This is a genomic window from Flavobacterium sp. UBA4197, assembly GCF_002379575.1.
In the GTDB taxonomy this organism is placed as follows: domain Bacteria; phylum Bacteroidota; class Bacteroidia; order Flavobacteriales; family Flavobacteriaceae; genus Flavobacterium; species Flavobacterium inviolabile.
The window spans coordinates 76,608-94,663 of sequence record NZ_DFUB01000023.1; the positions used below are offsets into that span (position 1 = coordinate 76,608).

Sequence of the window (18,056 nt, forward strand, 5' to 3'; positions counted from 1 at the left end):
AAAAATGAACCGTATTAAACTATTTTGTCCGGCAACGATTGCCAATCTGTCCTGTGGATTTGACGTTTTAGGCTTGTGCCTGGATACGATTGGCGACGAAATGATTATTTATAAAACCGATACCAAAGGAATCCGGATTACCCGGATAACCGGAGCCGATTTACCGCTTGAACCGGAGCAGAATGTTGCCGGCGTGGCGGCTATGGCCTTACTGGAAGCCGTTCAGCCCGATTGCGGATTTGCCATTGAAATCACAAAAAATATAAAAGCCGGAAGCGGCATCGGAAGTTCTGCCGCAAGTGCAGCCGGAGCCGTTTTCGGTATTAATGAATTACTGGGCAGACCTTTTACCGCAAAAGAATTGGTCCGTTTTGCCATGAAAGGAGAAGCCCTGGCCAGCGGAAGCGAACATGCCGATAATCTTGCTCCGGCACTTTTGGGCGGCTTTACACTCATCAGAGGTTATGATCCTTTGGACATCATCCGCATTGACAGTCCTCCAGCCTTATTTGCAACGGTAATCCACCCGCAGATAACCTTGAAAACATCCGAAATGCGGGCAGTTTTATCACCCGAAATTCCGTTAAAAAGCGCCATCAGACAATGGGGAAATCTCGGCGGACTGATTGCCGGATTGTACACAAACGATTACGGACTGATCCAGCGTTCTTTACAGGATGAAATCATAGAACCCCTGCGTAAAAGATATATTCCTAACTTTGATCTGGTTAAAGAAACCGCCTTAAAAAACGGTGCACTGGGTGCCGGAATTTCCGGATCAGGTCCTTCAATTTACGCTTTAAGTCAGGGAATTGAAACGGCTCAAAAAGTTGCGCTTGAAATGAAAAAAATATATAGCGATACCACCATTCCGTTTGAAATTTATGTTTCGAAAATAAATCCGGATGGCATACGAATCATCAACTGATAAAACCGTACAAATGAACTATTACAGCCTGAATAACCCGAACCATAAAGTCTCTTTCCGGGAAGCCGTTATGCAAAGTATCGCACCCGATAACGGTTTGTATTTCCCGGAAACAATAACACCGCTGCCGGCATCATTTTATGAAACAATAACAGCTTTAACCAATGAAGAAATTGCCTTCCGGGTAATTCAGCCTTTCGTTGGAAACGAAATTCCGGAAACGGTACTCAAACAGATCATACAGGATACAGTATGTTTTGATTTTCCGGTCATTCCGGTAGCCGATAATATTTTCGCATTAGAATTGTATCACGGTCCTACAATGGCCTTTAAGGATGTAGGTGCCCGTTTTATGTCCCGTTGCCTGGAATATTTTAACCGGGAGAATGATTGTAAAACAACCGTTTTAGTGGCTACTTCCGGCGATACCGGCGGTGCGGTTGCCAACGGTTTTTTAGGAACCAAAAATGTCGACGTGGTGATTGCCTATCCAGGCGGGAAAGTCAGTGCTATCCAGGAATTACAACTCACCACTTTGGGAGCAAACATCAGTGCCCTTGAAGTGGACGGCACTTTTGACGATTGCCAGGCGATGGTTAAAAAAGCTTTTTCCGATGCCGATTTAGCCGGTATGCACCTCACATCTGCAAATTCCATCAATATTGCCCGCTGGCTGCCGCAAATGTTCTATTTTTTCTTTGTTTACAAAACTTTGAAGTCATACAACAAACCGGTAATTCTGGCCTGTCCGAGCGGTAATTTCGGAAATATCTGTGCCGGAATGCTGTCCAAACGCCTGGGCTTGCCCATTGCCCGTTTTGTTGCCGCCACGAATGCCAACGATACCGTACCCCGTTTTTTAGCAACCGGAACATACACGCCCAATCCCACAGTAGCCACGATATCCAATGCCATGGATGTGAGCAGTCCCAGCAATTTTGTCCGCATTCTGGAATTGTATCAGCATGATTTAAAACAACTGGAACAGGATTTTTCGTCCTTTTCGTTTACCGATGCAGCCACACTGGCAGCTATAAAAGAACTATATCGGGAAAACGGCTATCTTTCGGAACCACACGGAGCTGTGGGCTATCTTGGTTTGCAGCAGGAAATGCCGCAGCAATCCGGCAGTATCGGTGTTTTCCTGGAAACCGCCCACCCGATCAAGTTTGCCGATATTGTGGCTTCCAGTTTAAACATAACGCTGCCCGTTCCGGAGCAAATTGAACGGATTTTGAATAAAGAAAAAGTGAGTCATAAAATAAAATCCTATCAAGAACTGAAAAATTACCTGATGAAAAAATAATCCCGTTTTATCCCTTTTGCCACTCCATAAAAAATCAATACATTAGCGACCTAAAATAAATATACAGCACAAAATGAAAAATACAGCATTAACGCACGTTCACGAAAGTTTAGGAGCAAAAATGGTTCCGTTTGCAGGTTATAATATGCCTGTTCAATATGAAGGAGTTAACATTGAACATGAAACGGTTCGTAACGGCGTAGGTGTTTTTGATGTTTCGCACATGGGGGAATTTTTCCTGAAAGGAGAAAATGCCCTGGCTTTAATTCAGAAAGTAACTTCAAATGATGCTTCCAAATTAGTAGACGGTAAAGCACAATATTCCTGTTTACCAAACAACGAAGGCGGAATTGTTGACGATTTAATTATTTATAAAATTGCCGATAACGATTATATGCTGGTCGTAAATGCTTCCAACATTGAAAAAGACTGGAACTGGATTTCCAAGCACAATGATTTAGGAGTGGACATGCAAAATGCTTCCGATTCCTATTCTTTACTGGCTATTCAGGGACCAAAAGCAGCTGAGGCAATGCAGTCGTTAACAGCTACTGACCTGATCAATATGCCGTATTATTCTTTCCAGACTGCTGAATTTGCAGGAGTGAAAGACGTAATCATTTCGGCAACAGGTTATACCGGTTCCGGAGGTTTTGAAATTTATTTCAAAAATGAAGATGCCGAAACAATCTGGAACAGCGTTTTTGAAGCCGGAGCCGCTTTCGGAATCAAACCGATCGGATTGGCAGCCCGTGACACTTTACGTCTTGAAATGGGATTCTGCCTTTACGGAAACGACATTAACGATACCACTTCTCCATTAGAAGCAGGATTAGGATGGATTACAAAATTTGATAAAGAATTTACCAATTCGGAAAACCTTAAAAAACAAAAAGAAGCCGGAGTAACTAAAAAACTGGTTGCTTTTGAATTAACAGAAAGAGGAATTCCGCGTCACGATTATGAAATCGTAGACAAAGACGGTGCCGTAATCGGAATAGTAACTTCCGGAACAATGTCGCCATCGTTAAACAAAGGAATCGGATTAGGATACGTTCCAACGGCTTTATCGGCTGTTGACAGCGAAATTTTTATCCGAATCAGAAAAAATGATGTAGCTGCAAAAGTGGTTAAATTACCATTTTACAAAAAATAATTATAAAAAAAGAGGCTTCAAAAGAAGTCTCTTTTTTTGTTAAAGTGCTGTAATAATTTTATTTTTGCACACTGTTTTACAAACTATAACAAAAAACAATTAACTCTTATGGGAAGAGCGTTTGAATTTAGAAAAGCGAGAAAAATGAAACGTTGGTCAGCAATGGCTAAAACGTTTACAAGAATTGGAAAAGATATTGTAATGGCCGTTAAAGAAGGCGGACCAAATGCGGAAACAAATTCCCGTTTGCGTGCAGTAATGCAAAATGCAAAAGCTGCCAACATGCCGAAAGACAATGTGGAACGCGCCATTAAAAAAGCTTCCGATAAAGATACCGCTAACTATAAAGAGGTTTTATTTGAAGGATATGCCCCTCATGGTATTGCCATTTTAATTGAAACCGCTACCGATAATAATAACAGAACTGTTGCCAACATCCGAAGCTATTTCAACAAATGCAACGGTACTTTGGGTACTCAGGGTTCTGTAGAATTCATGTTTGACCATACCTGTAATTTCAGAATTCCATCTGAAGGTCAGGATGTGGAAGAATTAGAACTGGAAATGATCGATTTCGGTGTGGAAGAGATCTTTGCAGACGAAGACGGTATCATGATGTATGCGCCTTTTGAAAGCTTTGGTGCTATTCAGAAAGAACTGGAAAACAGAAATATGGAAATTTTATCTTCCGGATTCGACAGAATTCCGCAGGTAACCAAACAACTGAATGCAGAACAGGTTGCTGATGTTGAGAAACTACTGGAAAAAATTGAAGAAGACGATGATGTGATGAACGTATACCACACTATGGTTGAAGAATAATATTCCCGATTAAAACATAAAAAAACTACGGAGCGATCCGTAGTTTTTTATTTTATAGCCTTTTTGTTTATGCTTCTAAGGTCGCCGACAAAAAGATGTCTGCTTTTAACAGCTGCGATACCGGGCAATTTTCTTTGGCATTTAAAGCGGCTTTCTGAAAATCGTCTTCCGAAATTCCCGGAACTTTTGCAGCCAACTCCAGATGGATCTGGGTGATTTTACCATCTTCAAAAATTACTTTTGCAGTAGTATCGATATTTTCGGGTACAAATCCCAATTCCGACAATACAAAGCTCAGCTTCATTGAAAAACAGCCGGCATGAGCCGCACCAATCAATTCTTCAGGGTTTGTCCCTACTCCATCTTCAAAACGGGTTTTAAACGATAATTGGGCATTATTTAAAGTAGTACTTTGTGTGGAGATGGTTCCTTTACCCTCCATTCCGGTACCCTGCCAGTTGGCTTTGGCTTTTCGTATTAATTTCATAGTAGGTTGATTTAATTTTTAATTCCTATAAAGTTAGCTATTTGTTTGTTAACAAATCCTAACCATAACATAAATTAATCGATAATTCGCCCGAATATTTAAAACAAAACAGTGCAATATGAGATAAAAAAGTGTCGTTCGTCGGTAAAATCACACACTTTATCGAAATCATTTTATTTTTAGCACACGAAATAAAGATATGTGCGAAAAAATCATAATTTTATGTTAAACCAATAAACAATTTCCAAAAACAGCTATTAATATCACAAAAACAGGCTTTACAAAAATAATATAACCGAAAAGGCGACTACTACAACTTTTTAAAATTTCACCCAACCAAACGACATAATGAGAATGAAAACCGACAACGAGAAAAACGTCAAAGAATATTTCTTTTGGCCGGAACAAATCAGCTATACTTTAGTATTATGGGCTGTTATTCCAACATTATTATACCAGTATTTTAACATGAAGTGGATCGTTATTCCATGGATTCCGGTTGCCCTTGTCGGGATTACGGCTGCCATTGTGGTTGCCATGAAAAATACCCAGATGCAAAAGCGTTTGGCAGATGCCGGTCTGATATGGAATAACATTATCACCCAAAGCACCGACTGGAATACTACTGTGCAGCATTTTATTCCGAAAAGCAATAGTGCCTACAAAACACTTGTGCACAATCAATATGCCTGGATCATGCTATTGCGTTTTCAGTTAAAACACAACAACAACCAGCCGGGTCCGGCAGCAATGCAGGCATTGAAAAATGAGCTTGCAAATTATATTGCTCCGGAGCGCCTAAACGATATCCTTTTGCAGAAAAACAGTGCCAAACAATTGATTGCACTACAATCGGTCATCATTAAAGAGCTGTATAACAACCAGCAGATCACTAACCAGCAATATATTGAAATGCTGCGAAAATTAGCCGATTTGTATGATTTACAGCAGCAATGCGAAAAAATAACAAACTATACTCCCAATGGCTTTTTCAGCCGTATCAATCTTGTTATGATCCGACTGTTCATTATCCTGCTTCCTTTCGGGCTTATTAATGAATTCCGAAAATTAGGCAGCGATTTTGTCTTGTTAACGATACCTTTCTGTCTTTTGATTTCCTGTGTTTTCACCTTAATTGAAAGAACCGCTAAAAAACCTTTTGACCTTGGTTTAAATGATTCTTCTGCCCAAAAACTGGCAAAAATAGAACTCTGAACAAGCGTATAACCGTAAAAATAAACCACAACAAAAATCCCTTCTCCGGTATCATTCAGAGAAGGGATTTTTTTTAACCTGCTAACCGTCAGTTTATTATTTTTAATCAAATGATTAAAAAATTTGTTTAAATTATTTTGCTTTGCTAACTTTGTGGAAACGAAGCCCTCATGCCAAAGAAAATTGAAAAAGACAGCTCAACTGAAGAACGGATCAAAGCAGCCGCACGAAAAGTCTTTACCCAAAAAGGTTATGCCGCAACACGCACCCGGGACATTGCTGAAGAAGCCGGTTTGAATTTAGCACTGCTGAATTATTATTTCAGGAGTAAGGAAAAGCTATTTGAATTGGTGATGACCGAAAAAACGCAGCAATTCTTCGGATTGATCACACCAATACTGAGCAATGAGGCAACCGGTTTAGAGGAAAAGATTGAACAGCTAACACAGCATTATCTGGACATGCTGCTTAACAATCCGGATTTGCCCATGTTTGTACTCAGTGAGATCCGGCACAATCCCGGGCGCCTCAGCAAAAGGGTTTCTGTAAAAGAGCTGCTGGTCAATTCTTCATTTGCCAGACAATTGCAGGAGAAAAAGCCGGATGTCGAAGCCTTACACTTTATCATTACCCTTTTAGGCATGATCATATTTCCGTTTATAGCCCGCCCCGTATTGGAAACCAGCACGGTAATGCCTTCGGAAAGCTTTAATAATTTCATTCTGGAACGAAAAAAAATGATTCCGGTCTGGGTCAAAGCGATTTTAGAAACATAGCATTTTTTTAATCTAATTAATCAAATGATGAAAAGTATACTTTATTTCACGGTACTATCCGCTTTCTTTAGCCTGCCAATCCGGTCACAGGAAACACAGACGCTCACTATAGAAAACTGTTATGCCCTTGCCAGTGAACATTATCCTTTAGCCAAACAGCGGGAATTAATCCTGAAAAGCAGGGATTACAGTATCGAGAACATTTCCAAAGGCTATCTGCCACAGGTAAATATTGTCGGACAGGCCAGCTATCAATCGGAAGTAACGCAGGTTCCGATACAGCTGCCCAACACCACTATTCCGGTTTTAGACAAAGACCAGTATAAGATATACGGCGAGATCAATCAGGTAGTCTATGACGGTGGTATGATCAAACAGCAAAAACTGTCGCAGGAATCAAAGTCACTTGTGGAAGCGCAGAAACTTGAAGTGGAACTCTATAAATTAAAAGAGCGGATCAACGATTTGTATTTTGGGATCCTTTTAGTCAACGAACAGCTCAGGCAAAATGCTCTTAAAAAAGACGATATTGCGCTTGGTATAAAGAAAACGGAGGCGCAGCTTGCCAATGGAACCGTTTTCAGAAGCAGCCTGGACATACTAAAAGCAGAATACCTGACCGTAAGCCAGCAAACGCTCACGCTGTTGAGCAATAAAAAGGCCTATCTTAACATGCTGGCATTATTCCTGAACAAACCGCTGGACGACAATACCCTACTGGTCACTCCTGTCCCACCGGTACTCTCTACTCAAAACAACCGGCCGGAATTAGGCTTATTTGAACAGCAGACAAAAAATATTGACATACAGCAACAGGCAATTACCATAAAGAACATTCCTAAACTAAACTTTTTTTTCCAGGGCGGTATGGGAAAACCGGCTCTGAACATGCTCAGTAATGATTTTGAGGCCTATTATATTGGCGGTATCCGGCTGAACTGGTCCCTTTTCGGGTATTATACCCAGCGAAAAGAAAAAGACCTGCTGAATATCAATAAAGAGGATATCAGCATACAAAAAGAAACGTTTCTGTTCAATACCAACTACCAGCTGCAACAGCAAAATGAAGAGATCAGCAGGCTCAGCGGTTATCTTATCTCCGATCAAGAAATCATCAGTCTGAGAGGCAGCATCAAAAAAGCAGCTCTGGCACAACTGGAAAACGGTGTGAGCACCACCAGCGATTACCTGCGGGAAGTTAACGCAGAAGATACAGCCCGGCAGAATAAAATACTGCATCAGATACAATTGCTTGCCGCACAATATAAAGTCCGATTAACACAGGGTAATTAATTCCAAAAACCGTACGAATGAAACAGATACTTTTTACCATTATTGCCATCCCCTTTTTTATGGCCTGCAACAATACCGAAAACGGATATGATGCAACCGGTACGTTTGAAGCTGTTGAAACCATCGTTTCTGCCGAAGCAAACGGAACCATCAAAGCGTTGGCTATAGCAGAAGGTCAGCAACTCACCCGAGACCAGTTTATCGGCTATATCGATACCATTCCGCTATCGCTTAAAAAAGAGCAGTTGGAAGCCCAGATAAAAGCTACTTTAAGCAAAAAACCCAATATTGAAACACAAATTGCGGCCTATAAAGAACAACTAAAACAGGCCCGGCACGAACAGCAAAGAATCAATAACCTGGTAAAAGCGGATGCGGCAACCCGGAAACAGCTGGACGATGCCAATGCGCAGGTAAACATTTTACAAAAACAGCTGGATGCCGCCCAATCTGCGTTATCGATCACTGCCTCTTCTTTAAATGAAGATTCGGCTACGCTAAACGTTCAGATCAGACAGCTCAACGATCAGCTGAAAAAATCCAGAATCATCAATCCGGTAAACGGGACCGTATTAACCAAATATGCCGAACCGGAAGAAATGGCTTCGATTGGAAAACCACTATACAAGATTGCCGATCTGAGCAGCATTATTTTAAGAGCATACATAACCGGTGACCAGTTTTCCCAAATAAAACTGAATGAAAAAGTTACCGTTTATACCAATGCCGACACGAAAAAAAGCTACCCCGGAACGGTCGAATGGATTAGCAGCAAAGCCGAATTTACACCGAAAACCATACAGACAAAAGACGAACGTGCGAATCTGGTATATGCTGTTAAGATCAAAGTAAGCAATGACGGTTTACTGAAAATAGGCATGTATGGCGATGTGAAATTCAAACATCAAAACTAAAAAACATGAAAGCCGTTATTGTTGAAAATATAACCAAAACCTATGGCAAAGACAAAAAAACTGCTGTCGATAACGTTTCTTTTTCGGTAGCAACCGGTGAATTGTTCGGACTGATCGGACCAGACGGAGCCGGAAAGACCAGTATTTTCAGAATGCTCACAACGCTACTCCTTCCCGATCAGGGAAATGCCAGCGTGATGGCTCTGGATATTGTTAAAGATTACCGGGAAATCCGGCAGCTTGTAGGCTATATGCCCGGAAAGTTTTCCTTATACCAGGACCTTACCATTGCAGAAAACCTGAACTTTTTTGCCACTTTATTCAACACCACATTACTGGAAAATTACGATCTGATCAAAGATATTTACATTCAGATAGCCCCTTTTAAAGACCGGAAAGCCGGGAAATTATCCGGCGGTATGAAACAGAAACTGGCTTTGTGCTGCGCATTAATCCACAAACCGGCCATACTGTTTTTAGACGAACCCACCACCGGCGTGGATCCCGTTTCCCGGAAAGAATTCTGGGAAATGCTGAAAAAGCTGAAAACACAGGGAATTACCATTATTGTTTCGACACCATATATGGATGAAGCGAACCTGTGTGACCGGATCGCCCTGATACAAAACGGAAAAATACTGACTATTGATACCCCGTTAAACATTACGGCTGCTTACCCTGAGAAGTTATATGCCGTTAAGGCTGCCAATATGTATGTCCTGCTGCAATTACTGGAAAAATATCCGGACCGTATTAATAGTTATGCTTTTGGCGAATTTGCACATATCGCATTAAAACCGGCAGACGATGCTGTTTCACAATTACAGCATTACCTGGAAGAAAACGGCATAAAGGCGGTAACGATTCATAAAACCGAAGCAACAATAGAAGACAGTTTTATACAACTATTGCACTAATCACGATGGAAGATCAAGTCATAATCTGCGAAAAATTAACCAAACGTTTTGGCGATTTCACGGCTGTAAACCAAATATCCTTTACGGTTTCCAAAGGGGAAATTTTTGGTTTTCTGGGTGCCAACGGAGCCGGAAAAACAACTGCTATGCGGATGTTATGCGGTTTGTCGAAGCCCACTTCGGGCAATGCGCTTATTGCCGGTTATGATATTTACAAAAACACCGAACGCATTAAAAAGAATATCGGCTATATGAGTCAGCGGTTTTCCTTATATGAAGATCTTACGGTTGCCGAGAACATCCGTTTCTTCGGAGGAATTTACGGTCTTTCCAATCAGCAATTGAAAATAAAAAGTGAAGCCCTAATCCGGAAACTCCATTTACAGAGCGAAGCCAACAGCCTGGTAGCTTCTTTGCCATTGGGCTGGAAACAAAAACTTGCCTTTTCGGTAGCAATTATCCATGAACCTAAAATTGTGTTTTTAGACGAACCAACCGGCGGTGTCGATCCGATTACCCGGCGGCAATTCTGGGAACTTATCTATGAAGCGGCCAATAGCGGAATTACCGTTTTTGTAACCACTCATTATATGGATGAAGCGGAATACTGCAACCGGATATCCATCATGGTGGACGGTTCGATTGAAGCACTGGATACAACGGCCAATCTGAAGAAAAAATACGATGCCGTTACCATGGACGATGTGTTTTACCAGCTTGCCCGAACTGCCAGACGAGGCGAATAAAATCTGATTATGAAACAGTTTATCACTTTTATACGGAAAGAGTTTCTTCACGTTATACGGGACCGTAAAACGCTGCTGATCCTTTTTGGTATGCCGATTGTTCAGATTTTGATCTTCGGATTTGCCCTGACCAATGAGATCAAAAACTCGGAAATCGTTATTGTCGATAATGCAAAAGATGTCGCCAGTACTAATATAATAGCAAAAATTACCGCAAGCCGTTATTTTAAAGTCAGTACCTTTTTATCACAAAATTCCGATATGGAAGCCGAATTCCGCAAAGGAAAGATCAAGCTTGCCGTATTGTTCCCTCCGCATTTTAACGAACAGTTAGTACATGAAAACCGGGCACAAATCCAGATCATTGCCGATGCTTCCGATCCGAATACCGCGACCACGCTTACCAATTACATGACTTCCATTATACAGGAATATCAGGCGGAAATTAACGGGAATAACCCGGTTTCGTTACAAATTGTTCCGGAGATCAAGATGCTTTACAATCCGCAGTTAAAAGGTGCTCCGAATTTTGTTCCGGGCGTAATGGCACTGGTATTAATGCTTATCTGCGTTATGATGACGGCTATTTCAATTGTAAAGGAAAAAGAAAACGGTACCATGGAAATTTTGCTGGTTTCCCCGTTTAAACCCATTTTTGTGATCTTCTCCAAAGCGGTTCCTTATCTGTTGCTATCTTTAATTAACGTCAGTACGATATTACTGCTAAGCATTTTTGTACTGGATTTGCCTATAAACGGCAGTATAGTGTTGCTATTCCTGGAAAGTATCCTCTTTATCATTACCTGTTTAGCCATCGGTATTTTTATTTCCATTAAAACCAGTTCCCAGCAAATTGCCATGCTTATCTCGTTAATGGGCATGATGCTGCCCACTATTTTGTTTAGTGGTTTTATGTTTCCGGTTGAAAACATGCCAAAACCATTACAATTGATTTCCAACATTGTTCCGGCAAAATGGTTTTACATTATTGTAAAATCTATTATGATCAAAGGCCTCGGGTTTTCTGCCATCTGGAAGGAAACACTGATCCTTTTCGGAATGACTGTCTTTTTATTAATCATCAGCCTGAAAAGCTTTAAAACAAGACTGGAATGAGAACGATGCGTTTTTTGCTCCAAAAGGAGTTCCGGCAGATTTTCCGCAACAGAGCGATATTGGTCATGATCATGGTAATGCCGGTCATGCAGCTGATCATTCTCCCGCTGGCCGCAGATTATGAAGTGAAAAACATCAATCTGGCTGTCGTGGACAACGACCATTCGACCTATTCCCAAAAGCTGATTACCACGGCTGCCGCTTCAGGCTATTTTAAACTTTCCGGTTACCGCAGTTCCTATAAAGAGGCTTTACAGCTTATTGAAAATGACGATGCCGACCTGATCCTGGAAATACCGAAAAACTTTGAACGCAATCTTGTCCGGGAAAACCACCAACAGCTTTTTATTGCCGTAAATGCCATTAATGGTGTCAAAGCCGGACTTGGCGTTTCCTATCTGAATACGATACTGAAAAATTTCAATGCCGATATTCGTTTGCAAGTAAAGCCGGCTGCGAAATTCAATACTGCTCCGCTTATTGAAATTACGGTCTCAAACTGGTACAATCCGCTGCTGGATTACCACACGTTTATGGTTCCGGGCATTTTAGCAATCCTGATCACGATGGTGGGCGGTTTTCTTTCGGCACTGAACATTGTTAAAGAAAAAGAAGTTGGAACCATCGAACAGATCAATGTTTCCCCTTTAAAAAAATACCATTTTATATTGGGTAAACTCATTCCGTTCTGGATTCTCGGTAATGTGGTTTTCACTTTAGGACTGTTGATAGCCTGGCTTGTTTATGGCATAACACCACTGGGAAACATCCTTTTATTATACGGTTTTATCTGGATTTACCTGTTGGCAATTCTGGGCTTTGGTCTGCTTATTTCCACATTTTGCGATACCCAGCAGCAAGCTATGTTCATCATGTTTTTCTTTATGATGATCTTTATTTTGATGGGTGGTTTGTTTACCGCAATCGACAGTATGCCGGAATGGGCAAAATATATTTCCCGTTTCACACCGGTGAGTTATCTTATAGAAGTCATGCGCATGGTTGTCCTGAAAGGCAGTACTTTTAAAGATGTATTGCCGCATTTCCTGAAAATCGGGCTTTTTGCCGTAGTGCTTAATGTGTGGGCAGTATTGAACTATAAAAAAACATCCTGATAAACCATGAATAAGCCAACGTAAAAAGTTAATTTTTTCCAAAATACTTTTTACTGTTTTAAAAAAGTGTACTTTTACCGACTGATTAGTCAATCTTATCATGGATAAACAAAAAGAAATACTTGCCGCTGCACTGAAACTATTCGTAGAATATGGTTTTCACGGTACCGCTACCAGCAAAATTGCTAAGGAAGCCGGTGTTGCGAACGGTACCTTGTTTCATTATTACAAGACAAAAGAAGACCTGATCATTGCGCTTTATATTGATATCAAATTAAAAGTTGCGGAGCATATTGAAAATGCTGTTGCTTCCAATACCGATTATAAAACGCATTTTAAAAGCCAGTTTATTGCGATCATGCTGTGGTCACTGGACAACGATTACCAGTTTCGCTACATTCAGCAGTTTTATTCTTCACCCTATGCATCACAGATAGATTATGAAGAAATACAGAAACTTTCTAAAAAAGGCTGTGAGGAGCTGGAAGCCGCTATCCGTAAAAATGTGATTAAAGATCTACCGGTAGATTATCTGATTACGATTGTCAACAATTTTATATTCGGCGTGCAACAATACCTTCGCCAGTCGAAACTGAGCTTTGAAGCAAAGAAAGAAGTGATTTATAATTCCTTTGATATCTTGTGGACCATGATTAGCTGATTTTTTTTAAACCATATAGAGTGATTAGTCAATCTAAACTTATTGCAACAAAATAATAATGAACAAAATCTTAAAAAAAATGTTACTTACAATTTTTACCATACTCATATCCTTAACCGTAATTGTTTATCTTTTTCTCCAACAGCCAAAATTCGGGAAACTGCCTTCCGGTGCCCGGTTAGAGCGTATTAAGAACTCTCCTAATTTCAGGGACGGTAAATTCCAGAACAGCAGCTTCACGCCCGATCTGACGGAAGGCGCCAGCTTTTACAGCGTTTTAAAGGAGTTTCTATTTAAAGAAAATACAAGGGTAAAACCTGTAGACAGTATTCCGTCGAAAAAAACAGATTTACGGTCGCTTTCCAAAGAAGAAGATGCTTTTGTATGGTTTGGACATTCCTCCTATTTTATTCAGACCGATGGTATTAAAATCCTGGTTGACCCTGTTTTTAGCGGCGCAGCCTCTCCTGTCCGCCTGACTACAAAAAGCTATCCCGGCAGCGACATTTATACCGTGAATGACCTCCCGGAAATCGATTATCTTTTTATTTCACATGATCACTGGGATCATCTGGATTATGAAACCATCAAAGCATTAAAGCCAAAGGTGAAAACAGTGATTTGCGGTTTGGGTGTTGGTGAACATTTTGAATATTGGGGTTATGATACCCAACACATTATTGAAAAAGACTGGCATGAAACAATCGAGCTGCCAGATGGCATTACCGTGCATACCACGCCGGCAAGGCATTTTTCCGGAAGAGGATTAACCCGCAACCAATCGCTTTGGTTATCGTTTGTATTGCAGACACCAACAAAGAAAGTATTCCTGGGCGGTGATGGCGGTTATGATACCCACTTTAAAAAAATCGGGGAACAATTTGGTCCTTTTGACCTTGCCATTATTGAATGCGGGCAATATGACAAAAACTGGAAATACATTCATTTAATGCCGGAAGAGGTTTTACAGGTTGCCCGGGATCTTCGGACTTCCCGATTACTACCGGTTCACTGGAGTAAGTTTTCTCTGGCTAACCACAACTGGGACGAACCGATAACAAAGCTCAGAACCCTGAATCATAACGAAAACATCCGCCTGTGTACGCCGATGATCGGGGAAAAAATGGACCTGAACGCAAAAAAAACCTTTACCGAATGGTGGAAAAATATCAACTAAAATAACCTGAGACCGAATGTTATATATCTTTAAAACAAGCGTTAAAACCAAAAAAGACGCCCGAAAAATTGAACGTGTCTTTACCGAAAATGAGGCCATCAGTCATTTTAATTTTGACCTGGAAGACTGTGATAAAATTCTTCGTGTTAGCAGTGAAAAACTGGAAGTAACTGATGTTACGAATCTTATAACCGCATTGGGTTATTATTGTGAAGAACTAAGTGCGTAAACAAAATGTAATTATTTTGTTTTATTCTTGAAATTTCATCAGTAAAAGTGATTTTTTATTATTTTTATCGCATCAATAAATCTAATAATGAGCCACGAAAAAATACGCGATCATATCGATTGTTTAAACTGCGGAAAAATTGTCACTGAAAAGTATTGTCCGAACTGCGGACAGGAAAATGCCGAATCCCGTAAATCATTTTCTTATTTATTCACACATTTCGTAGAGGATTTAACTCATTATGACAATGCGTTCTGGAAAACAATACAATACCTGTTGTTCCGGCCTTCAAGGCTCACAAGAGAATACCTGTCCGGGAAGCGTAAAAAATATGTGGCACCGGTTAAATTATATATTTTTATAAGTTTTATTACTTTTTTCCTTCCGGGCATATTACCCGAAATAAATCATAAAAGTGATACACTCCGCCAGACACGACAGGCAGAGGCGCATAAATATGACGACAATTACAAAGAGGTCGATTCTATCCTGGAAAAGAACCAGATACCCAAAACTAAAATTGGCAACTACCGTTCTGTAAGGGAATTTGATTCGATACAAAAAACCCTTCCGGAATCGAAAAAGCCTTCAAAACTAATGGCTAAATTTGAACGAAGACTGGCCGAAATAAACGAAACATATACCATAAAAGAGATTATCTCAAAATTCAGGGAATCCTTTATTCATAACCTGCCAAAGGTACTTTTCCTCTATTTGCCCTTATTTGCTTTTTCGTTATGGCTGTTTCACAATAAGAAAAAATGGTACTATTTTGAACACGGTATTTTTACGCTGCATTACTTTTCGTTTCTATTGCTCAGCACTACCCTGTTCATGACAATTTCATGGCTATTTGATTTAATGGGCGATAATGGACTTCTCAGTGTACTGCAATTCATCATTACCTGTGTTTATCTCGGATGGGGATTCACGTATTTCTTTAAGGCACACCGATTTTTATACCATGAAAAACGATATATCTCGAACATAAAGAGTTTACTGTTGTTTTTTATCAACTCGTTTTTGATACTCATCGTACTGCTTATGTTTATCGTTTATACAATTTTATACCTTCATTAATTTGAATTTATTCTAAAAAGCAGGGCGTTTCATTTTAATGAAATAGTCGTACTTTTGCGTATCTCAAAAATTTTTAAAATGCAACATATTATTGATCGTTTTATCAGTTATGTAACTGTTGATACAGAATCTGATCCGAATTCCGATACTACTCCCAGTACTGCTAAACAATGGGATTTAGCAAAACAATTAGTTGAAGAACTAAAAGCTATAGGAATGGAAGATGTTACTATAGATGACAATGCTTATATTATGGCAACACTGCCTGGTAATGTGGAGCATGACGTTCCTACTATTGGTTTTATTTCGCATTTCGATACTACTCCTGACTTTACAGGAGCAAACATTAAACCGCAGATCGTTGAAAATTATGACGGAAAAGATATCGTGCTGAACAAAGATTTGGATATCGTACTTTCTCCAAATTATTTCAAGGATCTATTACAGTATAAAGGACAAACGATCATCACTACAGATGGTACGACGCTTTTAGGAGCCGATGATAAGGCCGGAATTACCGAGATCGTAACGGCAATGGAGTTCCTGATCAACAATCCGGAGATCAAACACGGAAAAATCAGAGTTGGTTTTACACCGGATGAAGAAATCGGACGCGGAGCTCATAAATTTGACGTCGAAAAATTCGGTGCAGACTGGGCTTACACGATGGACGGAAGCCAGATTGGTGAACTTGAATATGAAAACTTCAATGCTGCCGGAGCAAAACTAATCTTTAAAGGAAAGAGTGTTCACCCGGGTTATGCAAAAGGAAAAATGATTAATTCCATGCTTTTGGCCAACAAATTCATTTCAAAACTTCCGAAACACGAAACACCGCAGGAAACAAAAGGTTATGAAGGTTTCTTCCACGTAACCAACATCAGCGGTAGTATTGAGGAAACAAAAGTGGAATTGATTATTCGTGATCACGATAAGAAAAAATTCGAAAAACGTAAAGTTGTTGTCGAAAAAATCGCGAAGAAAATCAACAAGAAATTTCAAAAACAATTTGGCGGTGATATTGTTAGCTGTGAAATAAAAGACAGTTATTACAATATGCGTGAAAAGGTGGAACCGGTAATTCATATTGTGGAAATTGCAGAAAAGGCAATGAAAGAGCTGGGTATTAAACCGATCATTAAACCTATTCGCGGCGGAACAGATGGCTGCCAGCTTTCCTATATGGGCTTACCTTGCCCGAACATTTTTGCCGGCGGACACAATTTCCACGGAAAATACGAATATGTACCGGTAGAAAGCATGCAAAAAGCAGTGGATGTGATTGTAAAAATTGCGGAATTAACAGCTTTAAAAAAATAATTTCCATTACCGATGGAAGAAAAACACCAATGGGATAAGACCAATCAATGGGAAGAAGAACTGGATTATTTAAAATCCATCCTTCTAAAAACCGAATTGGTCGAAACAACAAAATGGGGCGGTCCTACCTATACCTGTAACGGGAAAAACGTTTTGGGAATTGGCGGGTTTAAATCCTATGTTGGCATTTGGTTTTTCAACGGTATTTATTTAAAAGATGAGCATAAAGTTTTGGTTAACGCCCAGGAAGGCGTTACCAAGGCTTTACGCCAATGGCGCTTCCAGTCGAAAGCCGGGATGAACGAAAAACTGATTTTACAATACGTTCAGGAAGCCATAGCCAATGAAAAAGCCGGAATGGTCTACAAACCGGCAAAAAAAGAAGCAATCGTATCCGAATACCTGCAAAAAGAACTGGAAAACGATCCGGAACTAAAAACTGCTTTTGAGCAATTTACGCCTTACAAGCAAAAAGAATTCCTGGAATACATTGCTACTGCCAAACAGGAAAAAACAAAGCAAAGTCGTTTTGAAAAAATCAAACCGTTTATTTTAAGTGGTATCGGACTGAATGACAAGTACCGCTAAATTTTTTAGCTGCCTGTCTTCAAACAATATTAAAAGCTCCGTTTTGGGGCTTTTTCTTTTTAAAAACAGCTTTATGATACTGTTATTTTTCCGGAATCATTTCGCTATATCGTTATAAATTCCCTCCCGATTACACCCTTTTTTATCCAAAAAGTGGTACTTATATACGCAAATATACTCAACTCCTGATTTTTATGCCAATCCATAATT

19 protein-coding genes are annotated in these 18,056 nt (G+C 40.1%); 18 read left to right on the plus strand and 1 reads right to left on the minus strand.

Annotated elements, in window-relative coordinates:
- Positions 1-4 precede the first annotated feature (4 nt).
- The 4 genes from B3394_RS13750 (at position 5) to B3394_RS13765 (ending at position 4,212) form a co-directional block, all read left to right on the plus strand.
- Positions 5-928, plus strand: a complete 924-nt coding sequence (locus tag B3394_RS13750; RefSeq protein WP_286925619.1) for a homoserine kinase — start codon at positions 5-7, stop codon at positions 926-928.
- A 13-nt stretch (positions 929-941) separates the two neighbouring features.
- Positions 942-2,234, plus strand: coding sequence for a threonine synthase (thrC, locus tag B3394_RS13755; protein ID WP_286925631.1), 1,293 nt, complete (start codon positions 942-944; stop codon positions 2,232-2,234).
- Positions 2,235-2,307: 73 nt separating this feature from the next.
- On the plus strand, positions 2,308-3,390 hold the full coding sequence (gene gcvT / locus B3394_RS13760; protein WP_286925620.1) for a glycine cleavage system aminomethyltransferase GcvT: 1,083 nt from the start codon (positions 2,308-2,310) through the stop codon (positions 3,388-3,390).
- A gap of 108 nt (positions 3,391-3,498) precedes the next feature.
- Positions 3,499-4,212, plus strand: a complete 714-nt coding sequence (locus B3394_RS13765; RefSeq protein ID WP_177734298.1) for a YebC/PmpR family DNA-binding transcriptional regulator — start codon at positions 3,499-3,501, stop codon at positions 4,210-4,212.
- A gap of 67 nt (positions 4,213-4,279) precedes the next feature.
- Here B3394_RS13765 and B3394_RS13770 read toward each other — a convergent pair whose 3' ends face one another.
- Complete coding sequence (locus tag B3394_RS13770; RefSeq protein ID WP_177734297.1) at positions 4,280-4,699, minus strand: OsmC family protein; 420 nt, start codon at positions 4,697-4,699, stop codon at positions 4,280-4,282.
- Between the two features lie 348 nt (positions 4,700-5,047).
- Here B3394_RS13770 and B3394_RS13775 point away from each other — a divergent pair, with 348 nt between their 5' ends.
- The 14 genes from B3394_RS13775 (at position 5,048) to B3394_RS13840 (ending at position 17,846) form a co-directional block, all read left to right on the plus strand.
- On the plus strand, positions 5,048-5,914 hold the full coding sequence (locus B3394_RS13775; protein ID WP_286925621.1) for a bestrophin family ion channel: 867 nt from the start codon (positions 5,048-5,050) through the stop codon (positions 5,912-5,914).
- 170 nt (positions 5,915-6,084) lie between these two features.
- On the plus strand, positions 6,085-6,690 hold the full coding sequence (locus B3394_RS13780) for a TetR/AcrR family transcriptional regulator (RefSeq protein ID WP_177734295.1): 606 nt from the start codon (positions 6,085-6,087) through the stop codon (positions 6,688-6,690).
- Between the two features lie 24 nt (positions 6,691-6,714).
- Complete coding sequence (locus B3394_RS13785) at positions 6,715-7,983, plus strand: TolC family protein (protein WP_286925622.1); 1,269 nt, start codon at positions 6,715-6,717, stop codon at positions 7,981-7,983.
- A 17-nt stretch (positions 7,984-8,000) separates the two neighbouring features.
- The gene (locus tag B3394_RS13790) at positions 8,001-8,897 is read left to right on the plus strand and encodes an HlyD family secretion protein (protein ID WP_286925623.1); all 897 of its coding nucleotides are present in this window, start codon (positions 8,001-8,003) and stop codon (positions 8,895-8,897) included.
- A 5-nt stretch (positions 8,898-8,902) separates the two neighbouring features.
- Positions 8,903-9,814 (plus strand): ABC transporter ATP-binding protein, encoded by a 912-nt coding sequence (locus B3394_RS13795; RefSeq protein ID WP_286925624.1) that lies wholly within the window; start codon positions 8,903-8,905, stop codon positions 9,812-9,814.
- Positions 9,815-9,819: 5 nt separating this feature from the next.
- Entirely contained in the window at positions 9,820-10,560 is a 741-nt protein-coding gene (locus B3394_RS13800) for an ABC transporter ATP-binding protein (RefSeq protein ID WP_286925625.1), read from the plus strand.
- 9 nt (positions 10,561-10,569) lie between these two features.
- The gene (locus tag B3394_RS13805) at positions 10,570-11,676 is read left to right on the plus strand and encodes an ABC transporter permease (RefSeq protein WP_286925626.1); all 1,107 of its coding nucleotides are present in this window, start codon (positions 10,570-10,572) and stop codon (positions 11,674-11,676) included.
- Positions 11,673-12,791: an ABC transporter permease gene (locus tag B3394_RS13810; protein ID WP_286925627.1), complete on the plus strand. Its 1,119-nt coding sequence runs from the start codon at positions 11,673-11,675 to the stop codon at positions 12,789-12,791. Before B3394_RS13805 ends, B3394_RS13810 begins: the two co-directional genes overlap by 4 nt.
- Before the next feature lie 100 nt (positions 12,792-12,891).
- Positions 12,892-13,452 (plus strand): TetR/AcrR family transcriptional regulator, encoded by a 561-nt coding sequence (locus tag B3394_RS13815; RefSeq protein WP_177734289.1) that lies wholly within the window; start codon positions 12,892-12,894, stop codon positions 13,450-13,452.
- 79 nt (positions 13,453-13,531) lie between these two features.
- Positions 13,532-14,629 (plus strand): MBL fold metallo-hydrolase, encoded by a 1,098-nt coding sequence (locus B3394_RS13820; RefSeq protein ID WP_286925628.1) that lies wholly within the window; start codon positions 13,532-13,534, stop codon positions 14,627-14,629.
- Between the two features lie 16 nt (positions 14,630-14,645).
- Positions 14,646-14,858: a hypothetical protein gene (locus tag B3394_RS13825; protein WP_286925629.1), complete on the plus strand. Its 213-nt coding sequence runs from the start codon at positions 14,646-14,648 to the stop codon at positions 14,856-14,858.
- A gap of 87 nt (positions 14,859-14,945) precedes the next feature.
- Positions 14,946-15,938 (plus strand): DUF3667 domain-containing protein, encoded by a 993-nt coding sequence (locus B3394_RS13830; RefSeq protein ID WP_273247042.1) that lies wholly within the window; start codon positions 14,946-14,948, stop codon positions 15,936-15,938.
- A 78-nt stretch (positions 15,939-16,016) separates the two neighbouring features.
- The gene (gene pepT, locus B3394_RS13835) at positions 16,017-17,258 is read left to right on the plus strand and encodes a peptidase T (protein ID WP_177734285.1); all 1,242 of its coding nucleotides are present in this window, start codon (positions 16,017-16,019) and stop codon (positions 17,256-17,258) included.
- 12 nt (positions 17,259-17,270) lie between these two features.
- The gene (locus B3394_RS13840; protein WP_273247041.1) at positions 17,271-17,846 is read left to right on the plus strand and encodes a YdeI/OmpD-associated family protein; all 576 of its coding nucleotides are present in this window, start codon (positions 17,271-17,273) and stop codon (positions 17,844-17,846) included.
- Positions 17,847-18,056: the final 210 nt, after the last annotated feature.

Excerpts from the sequence above, each read along its gene's own strand:
- B3394_RS13750 (WP_286925619.1), top strand. The coding sequence starts at position 5 with ATGAACCGTATTAAACTATTTTGTCCGGCAACGATTGCCAATCTGTCC.
- thrC (WP_286925631.1), top strand. The coding sequence starts at position 942 with ATGAACTATTACAGCCTGAATAACCCGAACCATAAAGTCTCTTTCCGG.
- gcvT (WP_286925620.1), top strand. The coding sequence starts at position 2,308 with ATGAAAAATACAGCATTAACGCACGTTCACGAAAGTTTAGGAGCAAAA.
- B3394_RS13765 (WP_177734298.1), top strand. The coding sequence starts at position 3,499 with ATGGGAAGAGCGTTTGAATTTAGAAAAGCGAGAAAAATGAAACGTTGG.
- B3394_RS13770 (WP_177734297.1), bottom strand. The coding sequence starts at position 4,699 with ATGAAATTAATACGAAAAGCCAAAGCCAACTGGCAGGGTACCGGAATG.
- B3394_RS13775 (WP_286925621.1), top strand. The coding sequence starts at position 5,048 with ATGAGAATGAAAACCGACAACGAGAAAAACGTCAAAGAATATTTCTTT.
- B3394_RS13780 (WP_177734295.1), top strand. The coding sequence starts at position 6,085 with ATGCCAAAGAAAATTGAAAAAGACAGCTCAACTGAAGAACGGATCAAA.
- B3394_RS13785 (WP_286925622.1), top strand. The coding sequence starts at position 6,715 with ATGATGAAAAGTATACTTTATTTCACGGTACTATCCGCTTTCTTTAGC.
- B3394_RS13790 (WP_286925623.1), top strand. The coding sequence starts at position 8,001 with ATGAAACAGATACTTTTTACCATTATTGCCATCCCCTTTTTTATGGCC.
- B3394_RS13795 (WP_286925624.1), top strand. The coding sequence starts at position 8,903 with ATGAAAGCCGTTATTGTTGAAAATATAACCAAAACCTATGGCAAAGAC.
- B3394_RS13800 (WP_286925625.1), top strand. The coding sequence starts at position 9,820 with ATGGAAGATCAAGTCATAATCTGCGAAAAATTAACCAAACGTTTTGGC.
- B3394_RS13805 (WP_286925626.1), top strand. The coding sequence starts at position 10,570 with ATGAAACAGTTTATCACTTTTATACGGAAAGAGTTTCTTCACGTTATA.
- B3394_RS13810 (WP_286925627.1), top strand. The coding sequence starts at position 11,673 with ATGAGAACGATGCGTTTTTTGCTCCAAAAGGAGTTCCGGCAGATTTTC.
- B3394_RS13815 (WP_177734289.1), top strand. The coding sequence starts at position 12,892 with ATGGATAAACAAAAAGAAATACTTGCCGCTGCACTGAAACTATTCGTA.
- B3394_RS13820 (WP_286925628.1), top strand. The coding sequence starts at position 13,532 with ATGTTACTTACAATTTTTACCATACTCATATCCTTAACCGTAATTGTT.
- B3394_RS13825 (WP_286925629.1), top strand. The coding sequence starts at position 14,646 with ATGTTATATATCTTTAAAACAAGCGTTAAAACCAAAAAAGACGCCCGA.
- B3394_RS13830 (WP_273247042.1), top strand. The coding sequence starts at position 14,946 with ATGAGCCACGAAAAAATACGCGATCATATCGATTGTTTAAACTGCGGA.
- pepT (WP_177734285.1), top strand. The coding sequence starts at position 16,017 with ATGCAACATATTATTGATCGTTTTATCAGTTATGTAACTGTTGATACA.
- B3394_RS13840 (WP_273247041.1), top strand. The coding sequence starts at position 17,271 with ATGGAAGAAAAACACCAATGGGATAAGACCAATCAATGGGAAGAAGAA.